37 protein-coding genes are annotated in these 20319 nt (G+C 43.3%); 32 read left to right on the forward strand and 5 right to left on the reverse strand.

The window, feature by feature from the left end:
• Positions 1 to 21: 21 nt before the first annotated feature.
• The 4 genes from LROSL1_RS06120 to LROSL1_RS06135 all read right to left on the reverse strand — a co-directional run bounded on the left by LROSL1_RS06120 (position 22) and on the right by LROSL1_RS06135 (position 1717).
• Positions 22 to 432: a hypothetical protein gene (locus tag LROSL1_RS06120; protein ID WP_178914046.1), complete on the reverse strand. Its 411-nt coding sequence runs from the start codon at positions 430 to 432 to the stop codon at positions 22 to 24.
• A 115-nt stretch (positions 433 to 547) separates the two neighbouring features.
• A complete protein-coding gene (locus LROSL1_RS06125; RefSeq protein WP_178914047.1) occupies positions 548 to 901 on the reverse strand; it encodes a hypothetical protein in 354 nt (117 codons plus the stop codon).
• Between the two features lie 11 nt (positions 902 to 912).
• Complete coding sequence (locus LROSL1_RS06130; protein ID WP_178914048.1) at positions 913 to 1341, reverse strand: ImmA/IrrE family metallo-endopeptidase; 429 nt, start codon at positions 1339 to 1341, stop codon at positions 913 to 915.
• Position 1342: 1 nt separating this feature from the next.
• Complete coding sequence (locus LROSL1_RS06135; protein ID WP_178914049.1) at positions 1343 to 1717, reverse strand: helix-turn-helix domain-containing protein; 375 nt, start codon at positions 1715 to 1717, stop codon at positions 1343 to 1345.
• A 135-nt stretch (positions 1718 to 1852) separates the two neighbouring features.
• On the opposite strand from LROSL1_RS06135, the gene LROSL1_RS06140 reads away from it, so the two are divergent.
• Positions 1853 to 2077, forward strand: a complete 225-nt coding sequence (locus LROSL1_RS06140; protein ID WP_178914050.1) for a helix-turn-helix domain-containing protein — start codon at positions 1853 to 1855, stop codon at positions 2075 to 2077.
• Between the two features lie 178 nt (positions 2078 to 2255).
• Positions 2256 to 2477 carry a hypothetical protein gene (locus tag LROSL1_RS06145; protein ID WP_178914051.1) on the forward strand — a complete coding sequence of 74 codons (222 nt, stop codon included), beginning with the start codon at positions 2256 to 2258 and terminating at the stop codon, positions 2475 to 2477.
• Here LROSL1_RS06145 and LROSL1_RS06150 read toward each other — a convergent pair.
• Positions 2474 to 2656, reverse strand: coding sequence for a hypothetical protein (locus tag LROSL1_RS06150; RefSeq protein ID WP_178914052.1), 183 nt, complete (start codon positions 2654 to 2656; stop codon positions 2474 to 2476). The genes LROSL1_RS06145 and LROSL1_RS06150 overlap by 4 nt on opposite strands.
• A gap of 82 nt (positions 2657 to 2738) precedes the next feature.
• Here LROSL1_RS06150 and LROSL1_RS06155 point away from each other — a divergent pair, with 82 nt between their 5' ends.
• The 30 genes from LROSL1_RS06155 (at position 2739) to LROSL1_RS06300 (ending at position 20319) form a co-directional block, all read left to right on the forward strand.
• Positions 2739 to 2972, forward strand: a complete 234-nt coding sequence (locus LROSL1_RS06155) for a hypothetical protein (protein ID WP_178914053.1) — start codon at positions 2739 to 2741, stop codon at positions 2970 to 2972.
• 73 nt (positions 2973 to 3045) lie between these two features.
• On the forward strand, positions 3046 to 3582 hold the full coding sequence (locus tag LROSL1_RS06160) for a hypothetical protein (RefSeq protein WP_178914054.1): 537 nt from the start codon (positions 3046 to 3048) through the stop codon (positions 3580 to 3582).
• Positions 3583 to 3585: 3 nt separating this feature from the next.
• A complete protein-coding gene (locus LROSL1_RS06165; protein WP_178914055.1) occupies positions 3586 to 3783 on the forward strand; it encodes a helix-turn-helix domain-containing protein in 198 nt (65 codons plus the stop codon).
• Positions 3784 to 3819: 36 nt separating this feature from the next.
• Positions 3820 to 4014: a hypothetical protein gene (locus LROSL1_RS06170; RefSeq protein ID WP_178914056.1), complete on the forward strand. Its 195-nt coding sequence runs from the start codon at positions 3820 to 3822 to the stop codon at positions 4012 to 4014.
• Between the two features lie 107 nt (positions 4015 to 4121).
• On the forward strand, positions 4122 to 4862 hold the full coding sequence (locus LROSL1_RS06175; protein WP_178914057.1) for an ERF family protein: 741 nt from the start codon (positions 4122 to 4124) through the stop codon (positions 4860 to 4862).
• Positions 4863 to 4879: 17 nt separating this feature from the next.
• Positions 4880 to 5647, forward strand: a complete 768-nt coding sequence (locus LROSL1_RS06180; RefSeq protein WP_225440560.1) for a DnaD domain-containing protein — start codon at positions 4880 to 4882, stop codon at positions 5645 to 5647.
• A 9-nt stretch (positions 5648 to 5656) separates the two neighbouring features.
• The gene (locus LROSL1_RS06185) at positions 5657 to 6475 is read left to right on the forward strand and encodes a phage antirepressor KilAC domain-containing protein (protein WP_178914058.1); all 819 of its coding nucleotides are present in this window, start codon (positions 5657 to 5659) and stop codon (positions 6473 to 6475) included.
• Positions 6468 to 6671 carry a hypothetical protein gene (locus LROSL1_RS06190; protein WP_178914059.1) on the forward strand — a complete coding sequence of 68 codons (204 nt, stop codon included), beginning with the start codon at positions 6468 to 6470 and terminating at the stop codon, positions 6669 to 6671. The genes LROSL1_RS06185 and LROSL1_RS06190 overlap by 8 nt, the downstream gene beginning before the upstream one ends.
• 343 nt (positions 6672 to 7014) lie before the next feature.
• Entirely contained in the window at positions 7015 to 7467 is a 453-nt protein-coding gene (locus LROSL1_RS06195; RefSeq protein ID WP_178914060.1) for a YopX family protein, read from the forward strand.
• 1 nt (position 7468) lies between these two features.
• The gene (locus LROSL1_RS06200; protein ID WP_178914061.1) at positions 7469 to 7711 is read left to right on the forward strand and encodes a hypothetical protein; all 243 of its coding nucleotides are present in this window, start codon (positions 7469 to 7471) and stop codon (positions 7709 to 7711) included.
• Positions 7704 to 8327, forward strand: a complete 624-nt coding sequence (locus LROSL1_RS06205) for an HNH endonuclease signature motif containing protein (protein WP_178914062.1) — start codon at positions 7704 to 7706, stop codon at positions 8325 to 8327. Before LROSL1_RS06200 ends, LROSL1_RS06205 begins: the two co-directional genes overlap by 8 nt.
• Positions 8324 to 8488 carry a hypothetical protein gene (locus LROSL1_RS06210; RefSeq protein WP_178914063.1) on the forward strand — a complete coding sequence of 55 codons (165 nt, stop codon included), beginning with the start codon at positions 8324 to 8326 and terminating at the stop codon, positions 8486 to 8488. The genes LROSL1_RS06205 and LROSL1_RS06210 overlap by 4 nt, the downstream gene beginning before the upstream one ends.
• Before the next feature lie 73 nt (positions 8489 to 8561).
• Positions 8562 to 8888 (forward strand): hypothetical protein, encoded by a 327-nt coding sequence (locus LROSL1_RS06215; protein WP_178914064.1) that lies wholly within the window; start codon positions 8562 to 8564, stop codon positions 8886 to 8888.
• Positions 8872 to 9492, forward strand: a complete 621-nt coding sequence (locus tag LROSL1_RS06220; RefSeq protein WP_178914065.1) for a hypothetical protein — start codon at positions 8872 to 8874, stop codon at positions 9490 to 9492. The genes LROSL1_RS06215 and LROSL1_RS06220 overlap by 17 nt, the downstream gene beginning before the upstream one ends.
• 17 nt (positions 9493 to 9509) lie before the next feature.
• Positions 9510 to 9809: a hypothetical protein gene (locus LROSL1_RS06225; protein WP_178914066.1), complete on the forward strand. Its 300-nt coding sequence runs from the start codon at positions 9510 to 9512 to the stop codon at positions 9807 to 9809.
• A gap of 105 nt (positions 9810 to 9914) precedes the next feature.
• Entirely contained in the window at positions 9915 to 10343 is a 429-nt protein-coding gene (locus LROSL1_RS06230; RefSeq protein ID WP_178914067.1) for an ArpU family phage packaging/lysis transcriptional regulator, read from the forward strand.
• Between the two features lie 203 nt (positions 10344 to 10546).
• Entirely contained in the window at positions 10547 to 10747 is a 201-nt protein-coding gene (locus tag LROSL1_RS06235; RefSeq protein WP_178914068.1) for a crAss001_48 related protein, read from the forward strand.
• A gap of 259 nt (positions 10748 to 11006) precedes the next feature.
• Positions 11007 to 11489: a hypothetical protein gene (locus LROSL1_RS06240; protein ID WP_178914069.1), complete on the forward strand. Its 483-nt coding sequence runs from the start codon at positions 11007 to 11009 to the stop codon at positions 11487 to 11489.
• 41 nt (positions 11490 to 11530) lie between these two features.
• Entirely contained in the window at positions 11531 to 12307 is a 777-nt protein-coding gene (locus tag LROSL1_RS06245) for a terminase small subunit (protein ID WP_178914070.1), read from the forward strand.
• The gene (locus tag LROSL1_RS06250; protein ID WP_225440561.1) at positions 12288 to 13649 is read left to right on the forward strand and encodes a PBSX family phage terminase large subunit; all 1362 of its coding nucleotides are present in this window, start codon (positions 12288 to 12290) and stop codon (positions 13647 to 13649) included. The genes LROSL1_RS06245 and LROSL1_RS06250 overlap by 20 nt, the downstream gene beginning before the upstream one ends.
• Before the next feature lie 66 nt (positions 13650 to 13715).
• Positions 13716 to 15221: a phage portal protein gene (locus LROSL1_RS06255; protein WP_225440562.1), complete on the forward strand. Its 1506-nt coding sequence runs from the start codon at positions 13716 to 13718 to the stop codon at positions 15219 to 15221.
• Positions 15221 to 16720, forward strand: a complete 1500-nt coding sequence (locus LROSL1_RS06260; protein WP_178914072.1) for a phage minor capsid protein — start codon at positions 15221 to 15223, stop codon at positions 16718 to 16720. Before LROSL1_RS06255 ends, LROSL1_RS06260 begins: the two co-directional genes overlap by 1 nt.
• The gene (locus LROSL1_RS06265; protein ID WP_178914073.1) at positions 16713 to 16913 is read left to right on the forward strand and encodes a hypothetical protein; all 201 of its coding nucleotides are present in this window, start codon (positions 16713 to 16715) and stop codon (positions 16911 to 16913) included. Before LROSL1_RS06260 ends, LROSL1_RS06265 begins: the two co-directional genes overlap by 8 nt.
• 111 nt (positions 16914 to 17024) lie before the next feature.
• Complete coding sequence (locus LROSL1_RS06270; RefSeq protein WP_178914074.1) at positions 17025 to 17600, forward strand: phage scaffolding protein; 576 nt, start codon at positions 17025 to 17027, stop codon at positions 17598 to 17600.
• 14 nt (positions 17601 to 17614) lie between these two features.
• Positions 17615 to 18535, forward strand: coding sequence for a phage capsid protein (locus tag LROSL1_RS06275; protein WP_178914075.1), 921 nt, complete (start codon positions 17615 to 17617; stop codon positions 18533 to 18535).
• 14 nt (positions 18536 to 18549) lie between these two features.
• On the forward strand, positions 18550 to 18777 hold the full coding sequence (locus LROSL1_RS06280) for a hypothetical protein (protein WP_178914076.1): 228 nt from the start codon (positions 18550 to 18552) through the stop codon (positions 18775 to 18777).
• 10 nt (positions 18778 to 18787) lie between these two features.
• Positions 18788 to 19216 carry a hypothetical protein gene (locus LROSL1_RS06285; protein WP_178914077.1) on the forward strand — a complete coding sequence of 143 codons (429 nt, stop codon included), beginning with the start codon at positions 18788 to 18790 and terminating at the stop codon, positions 19214 to 19216.
• Positions 19213 to 19572 (forward strand): putative minor capsid protein, encoded by a 360-nt coding sequence (locus LROSL1_RS06290; protein ID WP_178914078.1) that lies wholly within the window; start codon positions 19213 to 19215, stop codon positions 19570 to 19572. The genes LROSL1_RS06285 and LROSL1_RS06290 overlap by 4 nt, the downstream gene beginning before the upstream one ends.
• Complete coding sequence (locus LROSL1_RS06295; RefSeq protein WP_225440563.1) at positions 19572 to 19925, forward strand: minor capsid protein; 354 nt, start codon at positions 19572 to 19574, stop codon at positions 19923 to 19925. The genes LROSL1_RS06290 and LROSL1_RS06295 overlap by 1 nt, the downstream gene beginning before the upstream one ends.
• On the forward strand, positions 19915 to 20319 hold the full coding sequence (locus LROSL1_RS06300; RefSeq protein WP_178914079.1) for a phage tail terminator protein: 405 nt from the start codon (positions 19915 to 19917) through the stop codon (positions 20317 to 20319). Before LROSL1_RS06295 ends, LROSL1_RS06300 begins: the two co-directional genes overlap by 11 nt.

Below are 20319 nucleotides of genomic sequence, written 5' to 3' on the forward strand. Positions count from 1 at the left end.
GAACCGGGGGTGGGGTGGCGCTTAAACCTTGGATCGATACTGAATTTCGAAAGTTCTTTTATCCCAATTGCGTAAAGTCCACCAAAATTTATCAGATTTTGATTTGAATGAAGGCGAGGTTAGGCCACTAGTTACTACATATAAGTTATTGTGTCCAGACCGAACACCTGCACCTTGGGACAGGTTTTTATCAAGAAAGGCAAAGAACTTAGTTTCTGATGATTCTAGTTGGAGCGTTTCGTGGTAATTTCGGGTATCATAATGTACAACATGTTTCCAAAACCATTTTTGTGAATGCATCTTGTCAAGAATGCCAGCATGTAAATACCGAAAGCCTGGGATGATTAAAAAAATCCAAAGCAGATACAAAATAATTAAAATGGCAAACCATTTTGAAATTATTGGAATATATGCATGAAAGTCAATGTTCATATTTTCACCTCCTCAAAAATGGCAGCTTTTAAAGTCGTCAGTATTGGACTAGGTTTTTATTATAGTTTTTTTCCTGAAGAAGCATTGAACAGCCCTAATCGGTAGTTCGGTGCTTTTACTTTTGCTGACGTGACGCATGAATGTCGACTAGCAGGGCTATCAGGGTTAGGACGATGAAGATAAGTGAGAAATAGAAGACTGAAGCTGTGGAATGTATAAGTATTAGCCAGAGTGATTCTAAAATTGAAAAGCCGAGAGCAAAAGAGCTGGCAACTTTAGCAGTTCTATTCCAGTAGACAAGCACAACAATGGTTGCGAGAATCAAAAAAACGTTTTTCAGTCCCACGATGATGAGTGCGTCTTGAACCGATACGTAAAAGGTTCCTAAATCAGAGATTATGTTAATGAGTAAAATGATTGTCATTAATATTCCAATTACAAGTTTTAGACGAGAAGGTGAGTTTTTCATGTTAACTTCCTTTAAATTATTTGTGAGCCATTCCAACTAGGAAAGCCATAATCATGTACGAGTTCGTCCCAGTTTTCTGGCATACGGTCATTTTCTTCAATGAATAACTGTCCTAACAAAGCAACAGAAAACTCATCGGCCTCAGCTTCAAGAGATGAACGACCATGCATTGCAGTTGTGTAATAACCAATCAGTCCTTCTTGTAGCACTACATGGCCTAATTCATGTGCCATAACGAAATACTGTTTTGACGTGTGTTCAATACTCTTATTCATTAGAACAATCGGCGCACCTTCGTCATACACAGTCTTGCCAAGAGGATATTTTCCAATATTAACCCAGTCAACTTGAACGTTAAGCAGTTCGGCAATACGAAAAGGATTGGCTGTATTAAAATGATGGGCGATATATTCTGTTACTCTCTTTATATCGTAGTTCATATTAATCAGCCTTCCTTCCGTGACGGTGACGCTTCCAGAAGATGGTTTCCATTGCAACACGTAGTTGTGCTTTTTCATCTTCTGTTAGATTATCGCCTTCGTATGTCATAGATCCTTCGTTCTGTGATAGAAAGGTTGCTAAATCACGGGTGTCTTTTTCATTAGCCCATGCAGGGGTCTGATGATTGCCCAGAAGATAATCTGTTGTGACGTGAAATAGTTTCGAAAGTTTTAACAAGTCTTCGTTGCTTATAGCACGACGGTTGTTTTCCCAGCTTGTAATTGTGCTCTGACTTACATCCATCGCTTTAGCAAGCATAGGTTGAGTCATTGAGTTCCGTTTTCGTAGTTCAGCAATTCTTTCGCCAATATTCATTTGTTCACCTCTACAATTAGTATTATAGGTTGTACTCATAGTAATGCACAGAAAAGAAATGAAATATGTACTATAAGAGTTGACTTGTACTATAAGTAGTATTACTATGTGTACATAAAGAAAGGAGATAAGTGCATGAAACTAAAGCAAATTCGTGAAAACGTTGGTATGACTCAAGAACAGCTTTCCGAAGCAACCCACCTGTCTATTAATATGATTCAATCACTTGAAAGCGGTCGTCGTAACGGATCAACAAAAACTGTTATTCAATTGGCTTCGACACTCGGTGTAACAACCGATGTTCTTTTGTTTGGTTGCGATAATACTAATAGTACAGACTTAAATAAACAGAATGCATAGGAGGTAGGAAAGTAGAACAGAAAGACATCGACAAACTCAATATGCTGGCCGAACCGTTAGTGAACTACTTGCAGCAGATTAATGAACCATATGTTCACGTGGTTGCTACTAGTTTCGGTGTAAATATTCTGACGTTACAAAGTCACATGTTAGCGAGCAACGATTAGGAGGCAGTGAAATGGGCAAAGAAGCAAATGCAAACAGTGAACAGATTCGACAAGATGTACTCAACTTTATTCATCAATCGCTAACTAGTGGTGATTGCCAAAACAATCCTGCAATGGTGGCGGCCATCACAGGATTGCTCCAAACGGTGCAAGAGGATTCAATGCAAGACGTAGCAACCAGATTACTGATTGACGGAAAGCACATTGCTACTGCAAACGATGACAAGAATTAGAAATCTTTGTTCATTGCCTCTAAGCACGCTTGATAGGTTTTGTAATAATACCGGTAAATATCAAAGTCGCTGGGCTCAGTGCCACCGTTTGACTTGCTAAGCATTATTCTTTGAGCCTCAAGTTGTGTGGCCGTGATTGCTAAATCATGGGCACGTTGTTCTTTAGTTAGCTCGCTCATTTTTGTCACCTCGCTTTCGACTCTAATTATCGCATAAGCGGGGATGTAAATATTCAATTTCAAAAGAACACGGAGGTAAATCATGGAAGGCTTAGAACAAGCAGTTATTACTGCTAAAACAACAGGTGAGGAAGCTCGTCAGTTGAAACTAATTAGCACAACCATTTTTGAATCAACACTAATCGGGCGTACATCAGCAAAGTTGTTGAGTGAACGTATGCCAGAAGAGGTCTTACAACAGTTAGATGATATGGGTGTTCAATCAATCGTTAATGATCGTTACACCTTGATTGACTGGTCGAACATGCATTCTTAAGCACACGTTTAGCGTAAATCGACTGGGTTTGTAATCATAGACGCTAAAATTCCAACGAAAGGGGGTGTGAGAGTTGCAAGAAATGCAGGCAAAACGAGTGGCGGGAATTTTTGGTGAGGCATTGGAACGATTAAATATTCCTGCAAAGGCGGTCCAAATGACCAGTGGCATTAAGCAATCCAGCTTTTATAACTATCTAACTGGTAAACATCTAACTGATGAAGGTGCAATGCGCATCGCTAAATCCATGGATGACCCAGAAACTATGTATGAAATTGCTCATCAGTTGTATCAGATTTTACCAATGCTAAATGGCGATGCGTTTAAACATGATGCGATTTCTGTCGAGGCTTATCAGCAGCTGGAAGCCGAAGAGGCCAACACGATGTACAAGGGCAATCATATTCACGTCAAGTTGGCAACGGGTGAAGTGCTTTCCAAGAAGGAAGGTAAGCAGTTCGATGATTACCTTGTCCAACGTTTACAAGAATGGTTGCTAGGAATTACCTTGCTAAATTATGAGTGTCAGTTGCGAGGCATTACATTATTTGAACTTTATAGGCTTGGTGAGCCAGAACTAGTTCGTAAACATTACAGAAAGCGAGGTTAAAACATGCCAATTACGATTCATGCACGAAGGGCTAGGTCAGTTAAGAATACAGACACACGATACACAATGAGCGTTTCTAGTGCGGCTAAACGATATGACGTTTCAGTGTCGACTATCCGTAGTTGGTACAAACAGGAGGTTGACCCATTGCCGATTGCCCGGTTCGGAAAAGAGCGTTTTGATCAACGTCATGACTGCTGATCATTGGGTAGATCTACACATGTCATAAGAATGAGGGTGATTGAATTGGTTGCACTGCTAAAAGGTGTCATTGTGATTCTATTTTGGGAATTATGTAAGTCACTGATCAAAGAAGGGAGTCGTTTAACTGATGACAAAGAAATCCAAGCGTTTTATGCGAAGTATGTCCGTCCCATTGTCCGAAAGATTGTTACGAAATGGGGCACTTGGGCGAGTGATTTCTTCGGATAACAAAAAAGCCGCAAACCACGGCAATGGTTTACGGTTTCCAAACATTGATATGTTTTCAAGACAAAGTAAGCATATCACGGATTGGTCAGAATTGGTAGGTGAGTCACATGCAACAAAGTGATGAAATTACCAAACTGATTATTGCGATGGGTAAGTTGCAGTCTAATCTGGAGCAACCATCGAAAAGTAAGACTGCAGGTAAAAAAGGTGACTCGTTCACCTATAACTATGCGGATCTGACACAAGTGATTGCAGCTATTGATAAAGCACGTGACGGTACTGGCATCACGTACCTGCAGAATCCTCACATTGATGGTGGGCAAGTGTCTGTTAGTACAGTTATTTATCACGAAAGTGGCCAGTTCATTCAATTTGACCCTGTCACTCTGACGACTGGTACACGGCCACAGGACGTTGGTTCTGCTTTGACGTATGCACGTCGGTATTCATTACAGACTGCGTTCGGTGTGGCTGCTGAAGAAGACGACGATGCACAGCTGGCTAATAATGATGCACCTAGTCAGCAACAGCGTCCACGCCGTTCACAGCAGAGTCAGAGAGCACGGCCACAGCATAAACAGCTGACTCCTGAAGAACGTCAACAACGACTTCGTAAGGACAAGGTTGCGGCTATTAACGCCCAGTTCGGATTGCTTAAGAAGGTTGTTGGTAGTGATGACGAAGCTAAGAAATTGTTCCTTGGCGTACTTGGCGATAGTGGTATTGACAGCGTAACAGGCATGAAGACTGCTGAGTTTAAACAGTTACAAGATATTTCAGATGAGATCACACAGGTAATCAAGCAGAGTAAGGAAAATAACAACGGTCAACAATTGTCGATCGTCTAACACGGGGAGGTGTTCGCTTGAACTACATTCTGCAGCTGAAGGCATTCTATGACAGGCTCGAAACAAACCCACTGAATTCATCTGAAATTGCATTATGGCACGCATTGATGGCCATAAACAATAAGACAGCATGGTCGGATACTTTTGCGGTAGCCTCGTCGGTGTTGTGCTCGAAAGCTGGACTAAAAGAGCGAAACTTCTTCAAAGCAAGGAATAATTTACAACAGTCAGGTCTCGTTACGTGGACTTCACGAAAGGGTAATCAGGCTGCCATTTATCAAATTAACCGTTTGTATGAACAACTGCCTGCAAATAATGCAGACAGTAGTACACGCAGTAGTGCAGGCAATGGTGCAGACAACAGTGCAGGCAGTAGTTCAGCATTAACTAAACTAAACGAGACTAAACCAAACGGTCTTATTAACACAACTAACAACAGTGAGGAAGAAATAAACGCGCGCAAGGACGCTTTCAACAAAATCGAGAAGGAGTTTGGCCGGCCACTCAGTCCAACCGAACTGAGCACGATTGCTAACTGGTTTGACCAAGATCATTTTGAACCGGCTATCGTGTTGATTGCGCTGCGTGAGGCTGTGCTTAATCAGGCGTACAGTCTGCGCTACATCGATCGTATTTTGATTGACTGGCAGAAGAAGAACCTAAAGTCGGTACCAGCAATTGACGATTACTTGCAACAGCGTCGGCAACCTTCAGGCGGAAAATCATCTAGTTCCGTCGTTGGACCAACAATTCCGCTGTTTAAAGTATCAGAGCCACAGAGCTAGGAGGATAGCATGGAAAATCAACCATTAGAGCAACAAGTTAAGCAGGTATTCAATTTCGAAAGCAACAACGTTCGTACCGTCAATGCGGATGGTGAAGTATGGTTCGCAGCCATTGATGTTGCTAAGAGTTTAGGCTTATCCAACACGACGGTTGCAGTGGGCCGCTTGGACCCAGACGAGGTGACTAAGTTCAACTTAGGCGGCTTGGAAGGTGAAACAAACTTTGTTTCCGAACCAGGTCTGTATCGTCTGATTGGTGCTAGTCGTAAATCACAAGCTAAGCGTTTCGACCGCTGGGTTCGGCATGAAGTGTTACCCACGATTCGGAAAACAGGGATGTATGCAACACCAACAACTGTCGATAAGATTCTTGGGGATCCGGATACGTTTATTCAAATGCTGACACGATACAAGGACAGTCAAGCTGACAATCAGCGTTTGCATGACGAGAATGCCCAGTTACAGCAAACAGTAGCTGACTATCGCCCTCGTGTTGATTATCTGAGCACCATTTTGGCCACGCATGAAGCGGTTACGACTACTCAGATTGCGGCCGATTACAACATGTCTGCTAACGCACTAAACAAGATTTTGCACCGATTACGTGTGCAGCATAAAACCGGTGGTCAGTGGATTTTGTATATGGATTTGATGGGTAAGGGCTACACCAAGTCAGACACGACTCACTTTTATCACTCTGATGGTCGCCCTGACATTAGCATGACTACTAAGTGGACGCAGAAAGGGCGCATGTTCATCTACGAGAAGTTGAGTGCTGCGGGATATCATCCCCAAATGGACCTGCGTAATGGTGTTGGTCATGAGTAAATTCGACAAAGCGTTTGCATGGTTATTTATCAGTGCATTGAGTGTCGGCACGCTCGTTGGAATTTGCTACACGTTTATCTTTAGTGCCCATCAAGACGGTATTGGTGCGCTAAAGATGTTAGGCCTGACAGCGATTGTTGCAGCATTGTTGTACTGGTACTGCCGTGATTACTTAAACGAGAACCATCACAAGTGAGGCGTACAGGAAATGATAAAAATTAATAACTCACGGGAACTGGCAGCATATTATCAACCGGACAAGCTAAAACGCGGGCGAAGATATAATCACAGTGATTGCAAGGTATATGCCTGTCACACACTAATCGAGTTTGACGCTTGGAACAGACATTGTGTTTCAAACGAGTGGTTTATCAATGATGATCACGAACTTATTTTCAATATTGGTGAAAATTATTTCATCAATTTAGATATGTTCGATTGTGGAGAAAGCACAATGCACAACCTGGTTGTTTATGAAACCACGAGAGAAGCTAGAGCCGTGTCTACACAGCAAACCCTATTTTAGGAGAGCAATGGTAATGCGAGAAATTAAATTTAAAGCAATATCTGAACTTAGTGAGCAACAAATGAATGAGAGTGGTGTTCCACATAAAGGCAAGTTTGTAGTTGGAATGTATAACGATGGCTACATGCTGGATGGGACCGCCGATGCTGATGATGACTATTACACACCTGAAGTGTGGTGCGCAGTCAAAAGTGCCACGGTCTCGGAGTACACTGGTCGGCAAGATTTTAATCACGTTGAGGCTTATGAAAATGACATTGTTTCGTTGTTTCACGACAATCTAGGTGATCCAGAAAGTTTGATGGGCGTCATTGAATTGTGTGATGGTCAGTGGATTGTGCACAACTATCGTCATAAACGAACTTTGCCACTGTATCAAGAGACTATGGGACTGTTAAGTTACGGAAGCAAATTTGATCATCCAGAGTTGTTAGAAGAAGTTAAACCATCGAACGGGGATGAATAATATGACAAAAAATACATTAGGCGATTTGAACAATCATCTTTTTGCAGAGCTTGAACGCTTGGATGATGAAGATTTAAAGGGTGAGGATTTATCAAACGAAATTGAACGCGCTAAAGCGATTAGCGATGTTGCTGGCAAAGCTATTTCCAATGCTGATCTAGTTTTGAAGGCAAAAGTATCATTCGATGATCGTATGAATGCTGATAGCAAGATGCCAAAAATGCTGGAGGATAACAATGGGTAGAAGGTTGCTGTCTGATAATCAGGAAGAATACCTGCGTAGCATTATTCCAGGTCGCTATCGCAAAGAAATCGTTGCCAAATTTAACGAACGCTTCTCACCTGCAGTTATATTAACCGTTCCTAGATTGAAAGCGTGGATGAACAATCGGCATGTTTCTAGTGGTCTCACTGGGCAATTTCCAAAAGGTCATGTACCTGCTAATAAAGGAAAACATCCAGGTTCGGCACCGGGAAGTGTGGCTACACAGTTTAAAAAGGGCCAACGACCATTGAACAAAGTGGTCGTTGGCACTGAGGTTGTTAAAGATGACGGATATTTGTGGCGTAAGACGGCTGAGCCAAACGTGTGGAAACAAGTTCATCGACTGAACTATGAAAAGGAGTATGGCAAGATTCCATCTGGGCACGTCATAATGTTTGCCGATGGTAATCGATTGCATGTTCAGCTCGATAATCTAGTGCTTGTAACGAAACGTCAAATGTTAGAAATGAACCGTAAGGGGTTAATAAATCATGATGCTTCTTTAACGCGAACTGGTCTTAGCTTAGCCAAACTCAATATCGGCATGTACGACAGAACTAAAGAACGTTCTCGTCAAATGGGAGGACGAAAATGATTATTAACGAGTCAAAGCAACATTTAAAACAATATGCAATTGCTGATGTGGTTAGCAAATATGAACGTCAGCACAAAAACAATCCTGAAAGTATTGACGGATTTGAATTTAACCCAAGCAAACAGCTAAGAAAAGAGGACGTTCGTGTTGAACAAAACTGAAGAAAATCCATGGACTGAAGAACCCAATCACGAGCAGTTTCGCATTAAAGGATACTTGTGTGAGATCAAAAGGATGCCTGAATTAGGACATCTTTGTGGATATGTTGAATTGCCGTCAAAGCACCCCTATTACGGTAGTGATTACGAGGACATTCCAGTAGATGTGCATGGCGGACTGACATATGCGATGCAGAATGAAGAATATTGGGAAATCGGTTTTGATTGTGCCCACCTGGGGGACATAATCCCAGGACTAATTGATCATATTAGTGCGTTACCAAACGAACATTATTGGACAATCCAGGATGTCGAGCATGAACTGTATAAATTGGTTGATCAACTGGATAGACTGCAGCCACGAAAAATTAAATTGGAGAATACAAATGGAATTGAACATTAAATCTGAGGAATTACAACTACATTTACAATCTGATCGTGAGCTCAATTTTGAAGAGGTTTTTAGAGCTTACCAATTAGTTACCGGCAATGATGACAACTTAACCATTGATGGTGAGACCGTCGTTGACGGGGATGATGGACAAGAAAACACCACCGCTGTTGAAGAATCACCAGTATCAAAAAAACAGGATTCACTCACGGGTAATTGGAAATTTACTCCTTTCAGAGAACGTCCTCGAGTGAAGGCAGACATTGAGTGTCCAATATGTGGTGAGACGTACACAGACGAAGTCCCTGAAGGATTTAGATTTGTGCGCTGTCGTAAGTGTGATAAGAAACTATTTTTATCCGCTGCTACCGGTGTGTGGGGAGTGGCAGATGAAAAGGGATTCATTTATCGAGCCAATACCTTATATCGAGATAGACGAGACAACCAGGATGACTACGCACAAATGTTTGACGATAAAAAGGCCGATGATGGTCGTCCAAGTAATATGAACACTATTCCGGAAATTACTGATTGGTTGGATCAACGTCACATCGATCACACAGGCATCAAGTTAAAGGGCGATTTAATGGAGCTAGTGAACAAATTGAACGTGTAAAAGAGGGGAAAACAATCATGGGACAAGTTGTTGGCCAGATTATGGAGCGAAGCAAAATGTGCGGTGTTTGTAAGAAGAGACCTTCTACACGTTTATGTGACTTTGTCGTTGATTACAATAATTTTATGTTTGATGTGCCAATGAGTCAGCAAAGCAAGTATGAGACCTGCAGTTTTCCGCTTTGTGATGAATGCGCTAAAAAGTTTGGAAATAGTGACTTCTGTCCATATCATGCAAAACTGCTGAGGAAAATACAGTTACCTGAAGACATGCAGCTGATTGCCAACGCCGTAAAATATGACGACCTGTTTAAATAAAAAAGCCGCCTCGTGGGCGGCATGCAAATGATTCTGACAAATTTCATTATACCATGCCAAAACACGGGGGAGTGTAGCATTTTGAGATCAAATATATTTGGAAACATGAATAAGAAGGCGTGTATCGCAGCTGCTCGAAATGAGTTGCAGAAGTATGAAGAATACAGTATTGATGTTAGACGAGCACGAATGGCATTGGTTTCACCAGTGAGTGATGGTCAACCGAAAGGACAGTCGTTTGTTAACACAGCTGAGTCATCGATTGTTGCTGACTTGGATTCCGAACACCATATTCTGGTGATTAAGAACGTTCTGGCGGGGATGCGCCAAATGGGGGAACCGAACGAGATGTATGCAATCATTTTAGAAATGAAATATTTGCAGCAATTTGCTAACTTTGATATTCGTAAAAAGTTGCACACTAAGCTGAGGCATTCAGTTCCATCGAGAACGTTCAATGACTACGAAAATGAGGCTTTGTGGACGTTTGCCATGCTTCATCCATCGTCTGATTTACATGTTAAGAAGAGTTGACCACTAAAAAGTTCGCCGACTCGTCGCCGATTGTCCGCCATAAATCCGCCGAACATCCGCCGGTTGCCCGCCGACTTTAGGGGTTATAGTGATAGCATCAAATAATTTGATAAAACACATTCCCCGTGTGGTTGCCGTGTTGGTTCAAGAGCTGGTTCGATTCCACTCCACGGCATTACTTTAGATGAAAGCTGGTTAGTTACATGCAAGAGGTTATTACAAAGTTAAAGGCGGAACTTGATGAGACTTATCGAAAATCAGGTAGGTTACAAGAAGCAATTGACGGTGATGAAATTAAGGTTAGCAAAACGCAGGACATGTGGATGAGACGCCAAAAGCAGAACATGGATCGTCAAGCTCACATTTTACGAATGCGCATTAAGGACTTAGAAGAGGCAAAGTAATAAAACCTGTTGTGGCGGAATAGGTAGACGCTGACAAGTTAGATTAACTACGTCCGTTTTTAAGGGGTTAAGTCCGAACGTCTTGATGTTAATCATGTGGGGTGCGAATCCTCACCGGCAGAATTGGGGCAACCCAACAAAACAATGAAAAGAGGTGAGAGGTGTTCCTCTCTTAATTTTCGTTGCTAGCATTGACTGACCGTCCACTCACGGGACGGTTTTTGTGTATACTTGTATTAAAACAATATGAGGTGAATACATGCATTTTTGGGGAATAGAAATCGGATCTTGGGCTGAATGGTTTGGAGCTGTTGGTACAATCGGTGCCGTTGTAACAACAATGTTTTTGCAGCACAGACAAGGGAAAGTAAGAATTAAAGTAAATTGTAAGACAAATTATTCTGTTCCTGAAATGATCTTACTAGATTACGTTATTGAGGCGATAAATGTTGGCCCAATTCCGACTGAAATAACAGCGGCAGGTTTTCTTTTGAGCGATAAACGGCATATAGGATTTTATCATGAAAAATATCCAGTCAGATTAGAGCAAGAAGAAAGTCATGAGTTTAAAGAAAAAGGGCAGGCCATACTGGCAACAGCACAGGCCGAACATTTTTCCGAAAAATTTTCAATTTGGCCATACGTGAGAAACAGTCGTGGCCAGATATTTAAAACTAAGAGAATAAAGATTTCGCAAAAAGCATTGGCTGAAGCTCTTAAGCCTCTTCCACCTGAAGAGTGATTTTTTCGTTAATGCTTAAATTGGAGGTGTGGTGATATGTAATGGCGTCTGATGAGCAAATTCATAATGCTGAGCAAGACTATGTTGATGGCATGAAGTACAAGGACATTGCTGCCAAGTATTCCGTGTCAATCAACACAGTTAAGTCGTGGCGAAAACGTCATGGATGGACCCGTTCAACGGGTGCACCCAAAACAGCAAAAAGGGTGCACCCTAAAACAAGGGGTGCACCCGCAAAAATAGCAAATGATTTAGAGGCAAACGGTGAGCTTAACGATAAGCAGAAACTGTTCTGCCTCTTTTATTTGCAGTCATTTAACGCTACTTCTTCATATCAACGTGCGTATGAAGTTGACCATAAAACGGCCATGGCTAGTGGTTCAAGGATGTTAAGTAATGTTAAGGTGCAGGCCGAAATCAGCAAACTCCGCACGGAACGTCAAAAGTCTGAATTCATCTCGGCACAGGACGTCCTGCATGAATTGAAACGCCAGGCGTTTGCTAACATTGGTGACATTGTGGATGTGGAAACAAAACAAATTCCAGTTGTTAAATACGGCCGGGTGATGATGAATCCTCAGACAGGTGATCCAATCACGTACACTGAATCTTCAGTAAGGTTCCATGAACAGAGCGAAGTGGATATGTCACAGATTCAAGGTGTGCACATTGATAAAGGCGAAGTCATTGTTGAACTACCGGATAAACAAAGAGCTTTGCTTGAGCTATTAAAGCACCTTGAACCAGAAGATGCCGGCACGGATGCAACGACGATTGTTGATGATTTGGGGGATGAACATGCAGACAGCAGTTCTTGATGATTTGAATAACAAGACACGTGTGCTCCGGATGTCTACGATGGTTAATCCGCATTTTGCACCATTGTGGAACACGAAATGTCCTTACATCTTGGCGCATGGTGGCCGTGGCTCATTTAAATCATCGGTGATCAGCATGAAGCTAGTCACGATGATGAAGAAAGTCATTAAAGCCGGTTACAAAGCAAATGTTATCTGTGTCATGGATAATTTGAACCATATTCACGATGCTGTGTACATGCAGATTGATCAGGCCTTGGACTGGCTGCATTGCGGCAACGAATTTGAGTTCTACACATCCCCAATGCGTATCGTCCAGAAACGGACTGGTTCGACATTCTACTTCTATGGTGCGGATGATCCAAAGAAGCTTAAGTCAAACACCATTCGCGACATTATTGCTGTGTGGTATGAAGAAGCCGCCAACATGAAAGGCCGTGAGGTATTTGACCAGGGTAATCCAACCTTCATTCGTCACAAGTCGCCGGCCGTTGAGAACGTCAAGATATTCTATTCTTACAACCCACCACGTAACCCATATGAATGGATTAATGAATGGGTAACTGAATGTGAAAACGATCCTGAATACTTCGTTGATTCATCAACCTATTTGGACGATGAGTTGGGATTCACTACTGATCAGCAGTTACGTTTGATTGAGCAGTATAAGAAAACTGACTACGACTACTATCGTTGGCTTTATTTGGGTGAAGTTGTTGGCTTAGGTACGAACATCTACAACATGTCACAGTTTCACAGGATGGAACACATCCCCGACAGTGATCACGTTGCCTCGTTGTATTTCAGTGCTGATACTGGGCATGCTGTCTCTGCTACGGCAGTCAGTGCCTATGGCATTCTGGCTGCACCAGACGAGTTAGGCAAGCCCAGAGCAGTGCTATTGGACACTTATTACTACTCACCTGAAGGTAAGGTTCATAAGAAGGCACCTAGTGAGCTGTCGCCAGAGATTCACGACTTTGTGACGCGCATTGAAGAGCAGTATGGACTGTCAGCATGGCAGAAGACAATGGACTCTGCTGAAGCGGCATTGCGTAATCAATACTTTAACGACTTTGGGGATGAATGGCATCCAGTACACAAGTTAAAGAAGGGCGACATGATCGACAATGTTCATTCATTGTTGGCCCGTGATGGCTTCTACTACTTGCCGACGCCTAACAACCTGAAGTATTTTATTGCTCAACATGAACGGTATCAATGGGATGAAAACACGCTACAGTCTGATGATCCTAAGGTTGTTAAGGTGGATGACCACACGTGTGATAACTTCCAATACTTCTGTTTAGATAACAAAGCTGACTTAGGTCTCGAATGGTAGGTGATGACAGTGGGACTAATTAGTCGAATTAAACACTTTTTCCAGAAAGGGGGTGCAAAGCTGGGTATGGGTAAAGACTTAAACAGCATTACTGATGATCCGCGTATTCAAACGACTAGTTCGGAAGTCGAACGTATTCAACGAGGCATGAACTACTATGCCGGTAACTACATCTACAGCACAGGTATGAAAGCCAATACGATTGACTATAAGAACCACGACGGCGAGACACGACATCGACAGTTCAACACAATCAACATGACTAAGATGTGTGCAAGTCGGTTAGCTTCCATCTGCCTGAATGAACAATTTGAAATTAGTCTGCAGGGCAATGATGACTTGCAAGCTAAAATCAATGCTATTTTGGACGACAGCGACTTTAAGAACGTGTTAGAAGAAAAGTTTGAGCAAGGATTGCCAACCGGTGGCTTTGCAGCACGTCCCTATGTGGATGATAGTGATCAAATTAGAATTGCTTGGGTGCGATCTGACCAGTTTTACTCACTGGATGCAAACACGCAAGAAGTGAGTCAGGCAGCTATTGCCTCACGAACGATTAAGGTCGTCGATGGTACTCGGTACTATTACACGTTGCTAGAGTTTCATCAGTGGGACGGCGATGACTATGTGATTACTAATGAACTGTACAGGTCAGAGAATGCTACGCGAATCGGCGTGCAAGTTCCATTAGGTAGTGATGATGTTGATACAGGTATCGAAGCGAATGTGAGAATTCCACAACTCTCACGTCCGCTTTTTGTTTACTTCAAAAATCCTGGTCCCAATAACAAGGAACCAGAGAGTCCACTTGGGGTAGGGATTGTTGAGAACAATCGTTCAATACTAGATGCAATTAACTACATTCATGACGCCCGTTTCTGGGAAGTTCGGATGGGAAAGAAAAAAGTGGCCGTGAACGGTAGCCTAGTAAAGCCTGGCGATGAATTACATGCTGGCCCTTACTTTGACCCAGACGATGACACAATTATGTCTGTGAACGCTAGAGACGCTGGTACCTTACTTCAAGACATCACACCAGAGATACGTGCCGATGCTTTTGACAGTATGATGCAACAGCACCTTAAGGAATTAGAGAATGGTATGGGTTTATCGACCGGTACGTTCACTAAAGACGCTGACGGTGGTGTACAAACAGCTACACAAGTTGTCAGTGAAAACTCAATGACCTATCAGACGCGTTCCAGTTATCTGACCAAGTTAACGAAGTTTATTACTGAGTTGATTGAGTCAATCGTCGAGGTGGGATCCGCAGAACAGTTGTTCACTGATGGTAAGGCACCCTTTGCAGGGATGAATGTTGACGTGGATAAGCTGCAGGTGGATGTTCATTATGATGATGGTGTGTTTGTCGACAAAGACAGCCAGCAAAAGAACGACATGTTGGCTGTACAAGCCGGTGTACTACCCAAACTGCAGTTCATCATGCGCACGTATGGCTTAAGCATGGACGATGCCCAGACCTGGCTTGATCAGATTCAAAGTGAAGCACCATCATCCCCGTTTGGCGAGAGCAAGATTGAAAGTGATCTCAACAACGAAGGTGATGGTTAATGGCTAAGTCGGATGAATTCGCTCAGTCCATCATTGATATGTATGCAAAGCTTCAGCAGAATATCTTTGCCGTGTTGATCAATGCGTTACAGCATTCAAGTGGGGATGTCGATAAGGATAATGTGTTGCAATGGCAGGTCGAACAACTGGCTAAAGCCGGCATGTTGACTAAAGAGGTAGCCAAGCTGGTCGCCCGCGTTAATGACGTAAGTGAAAGCAAAGTGACTAGTATGATTCATGCTGCTGGTCAAGAATCCGTTCAGTCCACGACACAGGATATCGTTGCCAATTTAGGTAACACTCATCCAGTGTCACCAGACGTAGCAGCGTTTACTGATAGTTATCTACATCAGACGATGCTTGACTTGAGCAACAACATTAACGAATCACTGATCACTCGTAACATATCCGATAATGCAGCTTTGCGTGTGTACCGTAGCATTGTTACTCAAACGACGATGGAAGTATCCACTGGCTTAAAAACGCACGAACAGGCTACCAGGGACAACATCTATCGTTGGGTACGGAATGGCATCCCCACTAAATTGACTGACAGTGCTGGCAAAGGTTGGTCACTGGAAGGCTATTCACGGATGGTGATCAACACGACTCAACATCGTGTGATTAATGACATGCGGATGAAGACAATGGGCGATAATGATGTCAAACAAGCTAAGATGTCGTGGCACTCTGCCGCTCGTCCAGCATGTGCACCGATTCAGGGTCATATTGTTAACCTTGTGCCAAGTGGCAGTGATGGCTTTGACGGTCGTTATGATTCGATTTACAACCATGAGTATGGCAAAGCCAGTGGCACGCAAGGAATCAATTGCCGGCATACGCTAACACCATGGGATCCTGACGTGAATATCGATACCGGACTAGATAAGCGAATGCCCTCTGCTAAAGAGGCACAGGCAAACAGCTTGGTGCAGCAACGACAACGTTCGATGGAACGTGCTATTCGCCAGAGTAAGAAGTGTTTAGCGGCTGCTGAACAACTGGGTGATGAACCAGGTATCGCACATTTTAAGTCGCAAATTAGCAATCAGCAGGCAAACTTACGAGAACTGATCAAGTCACATGACTTCTTGAACCGTGATTATGCCCGTGAACAGATCCAAACGGGGATGAACGTTAACTCATATCGATTACCTGGTGCGAGTGATGCTATTATTCCTGAAGCTAAGTTGACGAAGTACGCTCTCGACCCTACGAACACACATGGTGGTGCGGATAAGGCACGTGTATTTAAGTCAGCCCTGGGTTATACTCAAGATAATTATCAGGATTTAATTGACCAGATACACGCGGGTCAAACAAAGTACCATGCGGTTTCTAAAGGTGATGCTGGTTATGGCATGCAGTATCAAGTCGACATGCCGATTACGGGACCAAACGGAGCCATTAAGAACGTTCGCACTGCTTGGATTAAGGATAAGCAGTCAGGTCAAACTAGGCTTGTATCGCTGTATGTTAAGGAGTTAAAAGATGAGTGAATATTTAGTGGATCCTCACACAATTAAAGAATACGACCTTGTCGAACTCGTTGACGGAAGGCAAGGCACCGTTGTTTATGTGCCGGCTGATCCAACATTGGGATTTGAACTTGATATTGGTGATAGTCCGGCCACATGGGACACGATTGGTATTAAACCTAATCAAATTAAACGTATTATCGAACACGCCTAGCAGCGTGTTTTTGTTTTGCCGTCCTGAGCATGACGTGAAAAGGCTCATTTGTTATGCACTCTATTCGCGCGGTCGTTACCGCGTAATAAATAACGTTAGGAGAGAGTACGCATGAAACGTGAAGAGTTAACTGCATTAAAATTATCTGAAGACCAGGTCGAAGGGGTTATGAAGCTGCAGAATGCTGACCTTGATCCATTGAAGTCCCAAGTTGCGTCTCTTACACAAGAACGGGATAACTTCAAAGGTCAAGTAGAAGATTACGGCGCGCAGGTTAAAACACTGAAGAAGAGCCTTGAGGGTAATGAGGATGCACAGAACCAAATCAAGTCGTTACAGGAGCAGGTAAAACAGACTAAAGCTGACGGCGAAGCAAAACTGGCAAAATCACAGAAGGCTAATGCTGTTGGTTTGGCATTACGTGATGCCGGCGCTCGAGATGCGAAGACTATTTTGCCGTTTCTGGACGATGAGGTTATCAAGTTGGATGATGGCAAGCTGACCGGTCTAGAGGAGCAGGTTAAAACGCTGAAGGGTGATCACGATTACCTCTTCACACCGGATAAACCTGAGACAAAAGAACCGGAGAACACTGGCAGTCGCGTTCAAATCGTGACTGGCGGTAATCCAAGCGGTTCAAATCAGCCAACGGATCCATTTGAAGCCAAGATGGCAAAGTATGAATAAGGAGGCCACAGAAGATGGCAGGAGAAAATAACGATTTAGGTGTTCGCACGTACCAGTCTCAATTTAAGGGACTATTGCAAGCGGTATTTAAGAAGCAGGCTTACTTTGGTGAGTTCTTTGGCGGCGGATTGGAAGCACTCGATGGTGTTACCAATACCAAACGCGCATTCTCACTGAAGACGAGTGACATCCCCGTTGTAATTGCGACTGGTGACGTTACCGCAGACGACAAGTCAGCATACAAGAAGGATAAAAATGTTGCGTTTGGGACCGGTACTGGTAACTCCAGCCGGTTCGGTGAACGTACCGAAGTTATCTATGGGGATTCCGATGTGAACTACTCATGGGACTGGGTATTCCACGAAGGTATTGACCATCAAACAGTCAACGCTGATTTTGACGGTGCCGTTGCCGACCGTCTGGATTTACAGGCGCAAGCTAAGGTATTACTGTTCGATAAGCAAGGTGGGCTGTTCATTTCTAAGAACGCTGATCATGCTGAAACGTTGGCTGACTTTTCAGCCGACAAGGTCTTAGCGCTGTTCAACAAGTTGGCCAACGAATACGTGGAAATGGAAGCTGTTGGTCAAAAGATTGCCTGGGTAAATCCAGAACTGTACAACGCTTTGGTTGATCACCCGTTAACAGTTACCGCTAAGTCTTCAGCTGCTAACATTGATAGCAACAACATCCTGAATTTCAAAGGCTTCAGTATTCGTGAAGTACCTGAATCTAAGTTCCAAACCGGTGAAGTTGCTTACACGTCGATTGCTAACGTTGGTCGTCAGTTTACGGGGATCAACACGGCTCGTACTATCAACTCTGAAGACTTTGACGGGGTTGCATTGCAAGGTGCCGGCAAGGCTGGTGAATTCATTTTGCCAGCTAACAAGAAGGCCGTTATTAAGGTCAACGGGCAACCAGCACAGGCTTAAGGAGGTCGAATCTAATGGCGTATCAAGTCTTACAACCATTTACGGATTCTGAGACGGGTAAGGTTTACCAACCTGGTGATCCTTATCCGGCCAATAAGAAGAAAGAACGGATTGCGAGCTTATTGTCCACTGACATTAATGATCATCCAAACTTTCTTCATCCGCTGTTAAAGACGATTGAGGACGAACAGTCTGACGATGGGGTTGCAGAAACTGAGCAGTCGGCAGAAAACGAAGATTAGAAGGTGAACGATGGGGTATCTAACGCAAGATGAATACAGCAAAATGGGCTATGACCAAGGCGATGCGAACGCGTTTGTAACAGCTGAAAAGGCTGCTGAACGGTCAATTAATGACTTAACGCACTTCTATGATCCTTGGTATGGCCTGCATGACTTAACTGAAGAGGCGGGATCAAGTATTCCCTATCGTGTTCACCGTGCTAAAGTCTTCATGCAAGCGGTGGCCATGCAAACTGAGTTTGTTCAGCAGTCTGGCGTAACCAATGGATTTGCGGCTGCTACTGGTGATATGAAACAGTTTGAGATTGGTCATACTCAGATGCAGTTCAACGGTGGTGCAGGCTCTGAAGTAACAGAAGGTATTACTGGTGTATTGACGAGCGTAAGCGACTTATTGAGTTCCGTTGGGTTGTTGTACACGGGGGTGGATCATACATGATCCCAAGAATTCCGAAATGGCTTGCTAATCAGCGGGTCATTTTTAAATTGGTCAATCAAAAAGATGTTGATCCACGTCATGGAACACCAATTCAACATGATCCAATCACTATCAACCACTGTGTGATGCAGCTAGGCACAGTTTATTCCGGTACTAACAATAATCGGCAAATCGTCGCAAACGGTTTGCTGATTTTTTATGTCGGCATAACAGATCCAATGCCTGATATTGACGTCAAAAATAGCTTGCAGAGCAAAGTGACGTATGAAGGCACCGAGTACACGGTGACCAACATCACGGAGCTGAAACAGCCTAATTTGGATCAACTATGGGGCTATGAACTGGAGGTGCTGTAATGCCAGTTAACATTCATTTCACGATGCACACTGGTCAACCAGTTTCACCTGCAGCATTGACGAGAACCCGCCAAGCATTGGCCGGACAGATGCTTACAGACATGGAACAGTTTGTACCTAAGCGTGAAAGCAATCTGCGTAACGATGCCATTGCGTCAATTGATGGTAGCAAGCTGATCTACACAGTTCCTTATGCAAGTGATCAATTCTATGGCATGAATGGTGGTAAATACCCTATCGTTCACTACACAACACCAGGTACTGGCAAACGTTGGGATTTACGTGGCAAAAGTCTGTTCATGTCTCAATGGCTGCTGGTCGTACAAAGGGGGCTGACCAAATATGGATCTTGAAATGCAGCTACAAAAGGCTTTTCAAGATAACATAACGTTGCCAATGAAACTGTACACTGGGTACTTGATTCCAGATGCCAATTTGCATATGTACACTATGCCGGGTGGCCGGATTCTTAGTGAAGACATGGCCGGCAATATCACAAAACAAATCAATTATGAAATTGCTATTCGCACACAGGACTATGACAGCGCCCAAGAGACGTTGTACAACATTGGGCAATTCCTAGATGATCTGGGGATGGACTCGATTCCCAGTGCAGATAACAGTTACTTATTCAATTCAGTTCAAGTAACAGGGCAGCCTTTTCCACAACAAATGGATGAAGAGGGTTATGCCCTATTTATTTTGGACTTTCAAATTGAAATTCAAACGCAAATTGAAAGGAAGTAA

This window comes from Furfurilactobacillus rossiae, from assembly GCF_013394005.1.
Lineage (GTDB): Bacteria > Bacillota > Bacilli > Lactobacillales > Lactobacillaceae > Furfurilactobacillus > Furfurilactobacillus rossiae.

What these genes read in the sequence shown, in the direction of transcription:
- LROSL1_RS06145 (WP_178914051.1), top strand. Translation starts at nt 2,256, where the DNA reads ATGGGCAAAGAAGCAAATGCAAACAGTGAACAGATTCGACAAGATGTA.
- LROSL1_RS06280 (WP_178914076.1), top strand. Translation starts at nt 18,550, where the DNA reads ATGGCGTATCAAGTCTTACAACCATTTACGGATTCTGAGACGGGTAAG.
- LROSL1_RS06200 (WP_178914061.1), top strand. Translation starts at nt 7,469, where the DNA reads ATGACAAAAAATACATTAGGCGATTTGAACAATCATCTTTTTGCAGAG.
- LROSL1_RS06290 (WP_178914078.1), top strand. Translation starts at nt 19,213, where the DNA reads ATGATCCCAAGAATTCCGAAATGGCTTGCTAATCAGCGGGTCATTTTT.
- LROSL1_RS06270 (WP_178914074.1), top strand. Translation starts at nt 17,025, where the DNA reads ATGAAACGTGAAGAGTTAACTGCATTAAAATTATCTGAAGACCAGGTC.
- LROSL1_RS06135 (WP_178914049.1), bottom strand. Translation starts at nt 1,717, where the DNA reads ATGAATATTGGCGAAAGAATTGCTGAACTACGAAAACGGAACTCAATG.
- LROSL1_RS06120 (WP_178914046.1), bottom strand. Translation starts at nt 432, where the DNA reads ATGAACATTGACTTTCATGCATATATTCCAATAATTTCAAAATGGTTT.
- LROSL1_RS06215 (WP_178914064.1), top strand. Translation starts at nt 8,562, where the DNA reads ATGCCTGAATTAGGACATCTTTGTGGATATGTTGAATTGCCGTCAAAG.
- LROSL1_RS06165 (WP_178914055.1), top strand. Translation starts at nt 3,586, where the DNA reads ATGCCAATTACGATTCATGCACGAAGGGCTAGGTCAGTTAAGAATACA.
- LROSL1_RS06245 (WP_178914070.1), top strand. Translation starts at nt 11,531, where the DNA reads ATGGCGTCTGATGAGCAAATTCATAATGCTGAGCAAGACTATGTTGAT.
- LROSL1_RS06260 (WP_178914072.1), top strand. Translation starts at nt 15,221, where the DNA reads ATGGCTAAGTCGGATGAATTCGCTCAGTCCATCATTGATATGTATGCA.
- LROSL1_RS06140 (WP_178914050.1), top strand. Translation starts at nt 1,853, where the DNA reads ATGAAACTAAAGCAAATTCGTGAAAACGTTGGTATGACTCAAGAACAG.
- LROSL1_RS06190 (WP_178914059.1), top strand. Translation starts at nt 6,468, where the DNA reads ATGAGTAAATTCGACAAAGCGTTTGCATGGTTATTTATCAGTGCATTG.
- LROSL1_RS06155 (WP_178914053.1), top strand. Translation starts at nt 2,739, where the DNA reads ATGGAAGGCTTAGAACAAGCAGTTATTACTGCTAAAACAACAGGTGAG.
- LROSL1_RS06225 (WP_178914066.1), top strand. Translation starts at nt 9,510, where the DNA reads ATGGGACAAGTTGTTGGCCAGATTATGGAGCGAAGCAAAATGTGCGGT.
- LROSL1_RS06285 (WP_178914077.1), top strand. Translation starts at nt 18,788, where the DNA reads ATGGGGTATCTAACGCAAGATGAATACAGCAAAATGGGCTATGACCAA.
- LROSL1_RS06220 (WP_178914065.1), top strand. Translation starts at nt 8,872, where the DNA reads ATGGAATTGAACATTAAATCTGAGGAATTACAACTACATTTACAATCT.
- LROSL1_RS06275 (WP_178914075.1), top strand. Translation starts at nt 17,615, where the DNA reads ATGGCAGGAGAAAATAACGATTTAGGTGTTCGCACGTACCAGTCTCAA.
- LROSL1_RS06175 (WP_178914057.1), top strand. Translation starts at nt 4,122, where the DNA reads ATGCAACAAAGTGATGAAATTACCAAACTGATTATTGCGATGGGTAAG.
- LROSL1_RS06185 (WP_178914058.1), top strand. Translation starts at nt 5,657, where the DNA reads ATGGAAAATCAACCATTAGAGCAACAAGTTAAGCAGGTATTCAATTTC.
- LROSL1_RS06240 (WP_178914069.1), top strand. Translation starts at nt 11,007, where the DNA reads ATGCATTTTTGGGGAATAGAAATCGGATCTTGGGCTGAATGGTTTGGA.
- LROSL1_RS06130 (WP_178914048.1), bottom strand. Translation starts at nt 1,341, where the DNA reads ATGAACTACGATATAAAGAGAGTAACAGAATATATCGCCCATCATTTT.
- LROSL1_RS06250 (WP_225440561.1), top strand. Translation starts at nt 12,288, where the DNA reads ATGCAGACAGCAGTTCTTGATGATTTGAATAACAAGACACGTGTGCTC.
- LROSL1_RS06210 (WP_178914063.1), top strand. Translation starts at nt 8,324, where the DNA reads ATGATTATTAACGAGTCAAAGCAACATTTAAAACAATATGCAATTGCT.
- LROSL1_RS06255 (WP_225440562.1), top strand. Translation starts at nt 13,716, where the DNA reads ATGGGTAAAGACTTAAACAGCATTACTGATGATCCGCGTATTCAAACG.
- LROSL1_RS06295 (WP_225440563.1), top strand. Translation starts at nt 19,572, where the DNA reads ATGCCAGTTAACATTCATTTCACGATGCACACTGGTCAACCAGTTTCA.
- LROSL1_RS06300 (WP_178914079.1), top strand. Translation starts at nt 19,915, where the DNA reads ATGGATCTTGAAATGCAGCTACAAAAGGCTTTTCAAGATAACATAACG.
- LROSL1_RS06125 (WP_178914047.1), bottom strand. Translation starts at nt 901, where the DNA reads ATGAAAAACTCACCTTCTCGTCTAAAACTTGTAATTGGAATATTAATG.
- LROSL1_RS06265 (WP_178914073.1), top strand. Translation starts at nt 16,713, where the DNA reads ATGAGTGAATATTTAGTGGATCCTCACACAATTAAAGAATACGACCTT.
- LROSL1_RS06230 (WP_178914067.1), top strand. Translation starts at nt 9,915, where the DNA reads ATGAATAAGAAGGCGTGTATCGCAGCTGCTCGAAATGAGTTGCAGAAG.
- LROSL1_RS06235 (WP_178914068.1), top strand. Translation starts at nt 10,547, where the DNA reads ATGCAAGAGGTTATTACAAAGTTAAAGGCGGAACTTGATGAGACTTAT.
- LROSL1_RS06195 (WP_178914060.1), top strand. Translation starts at nt 7,015, where the DNA reads ATGCGAGAAATTAAATTTAAAGCAATATCTGAACTTAGTGAGCAACAA.
- LROSL1_RS06205 (WP_178914062.1), top strand. Translation starts at nt 7,704, where the DNA reads ATGGGTAGAAGGTTGCTGTCTGATAATCAGGAAGAATACCTGCGTAGC.
- LROSL1_RS06150 (WP_178914052.1), bottom strand. Translation starts at nt 2,656, where the DNA reads ATGAGCGAGCTAACTAAAGAACAACGTGCCCATGATTTAGCAATCACG.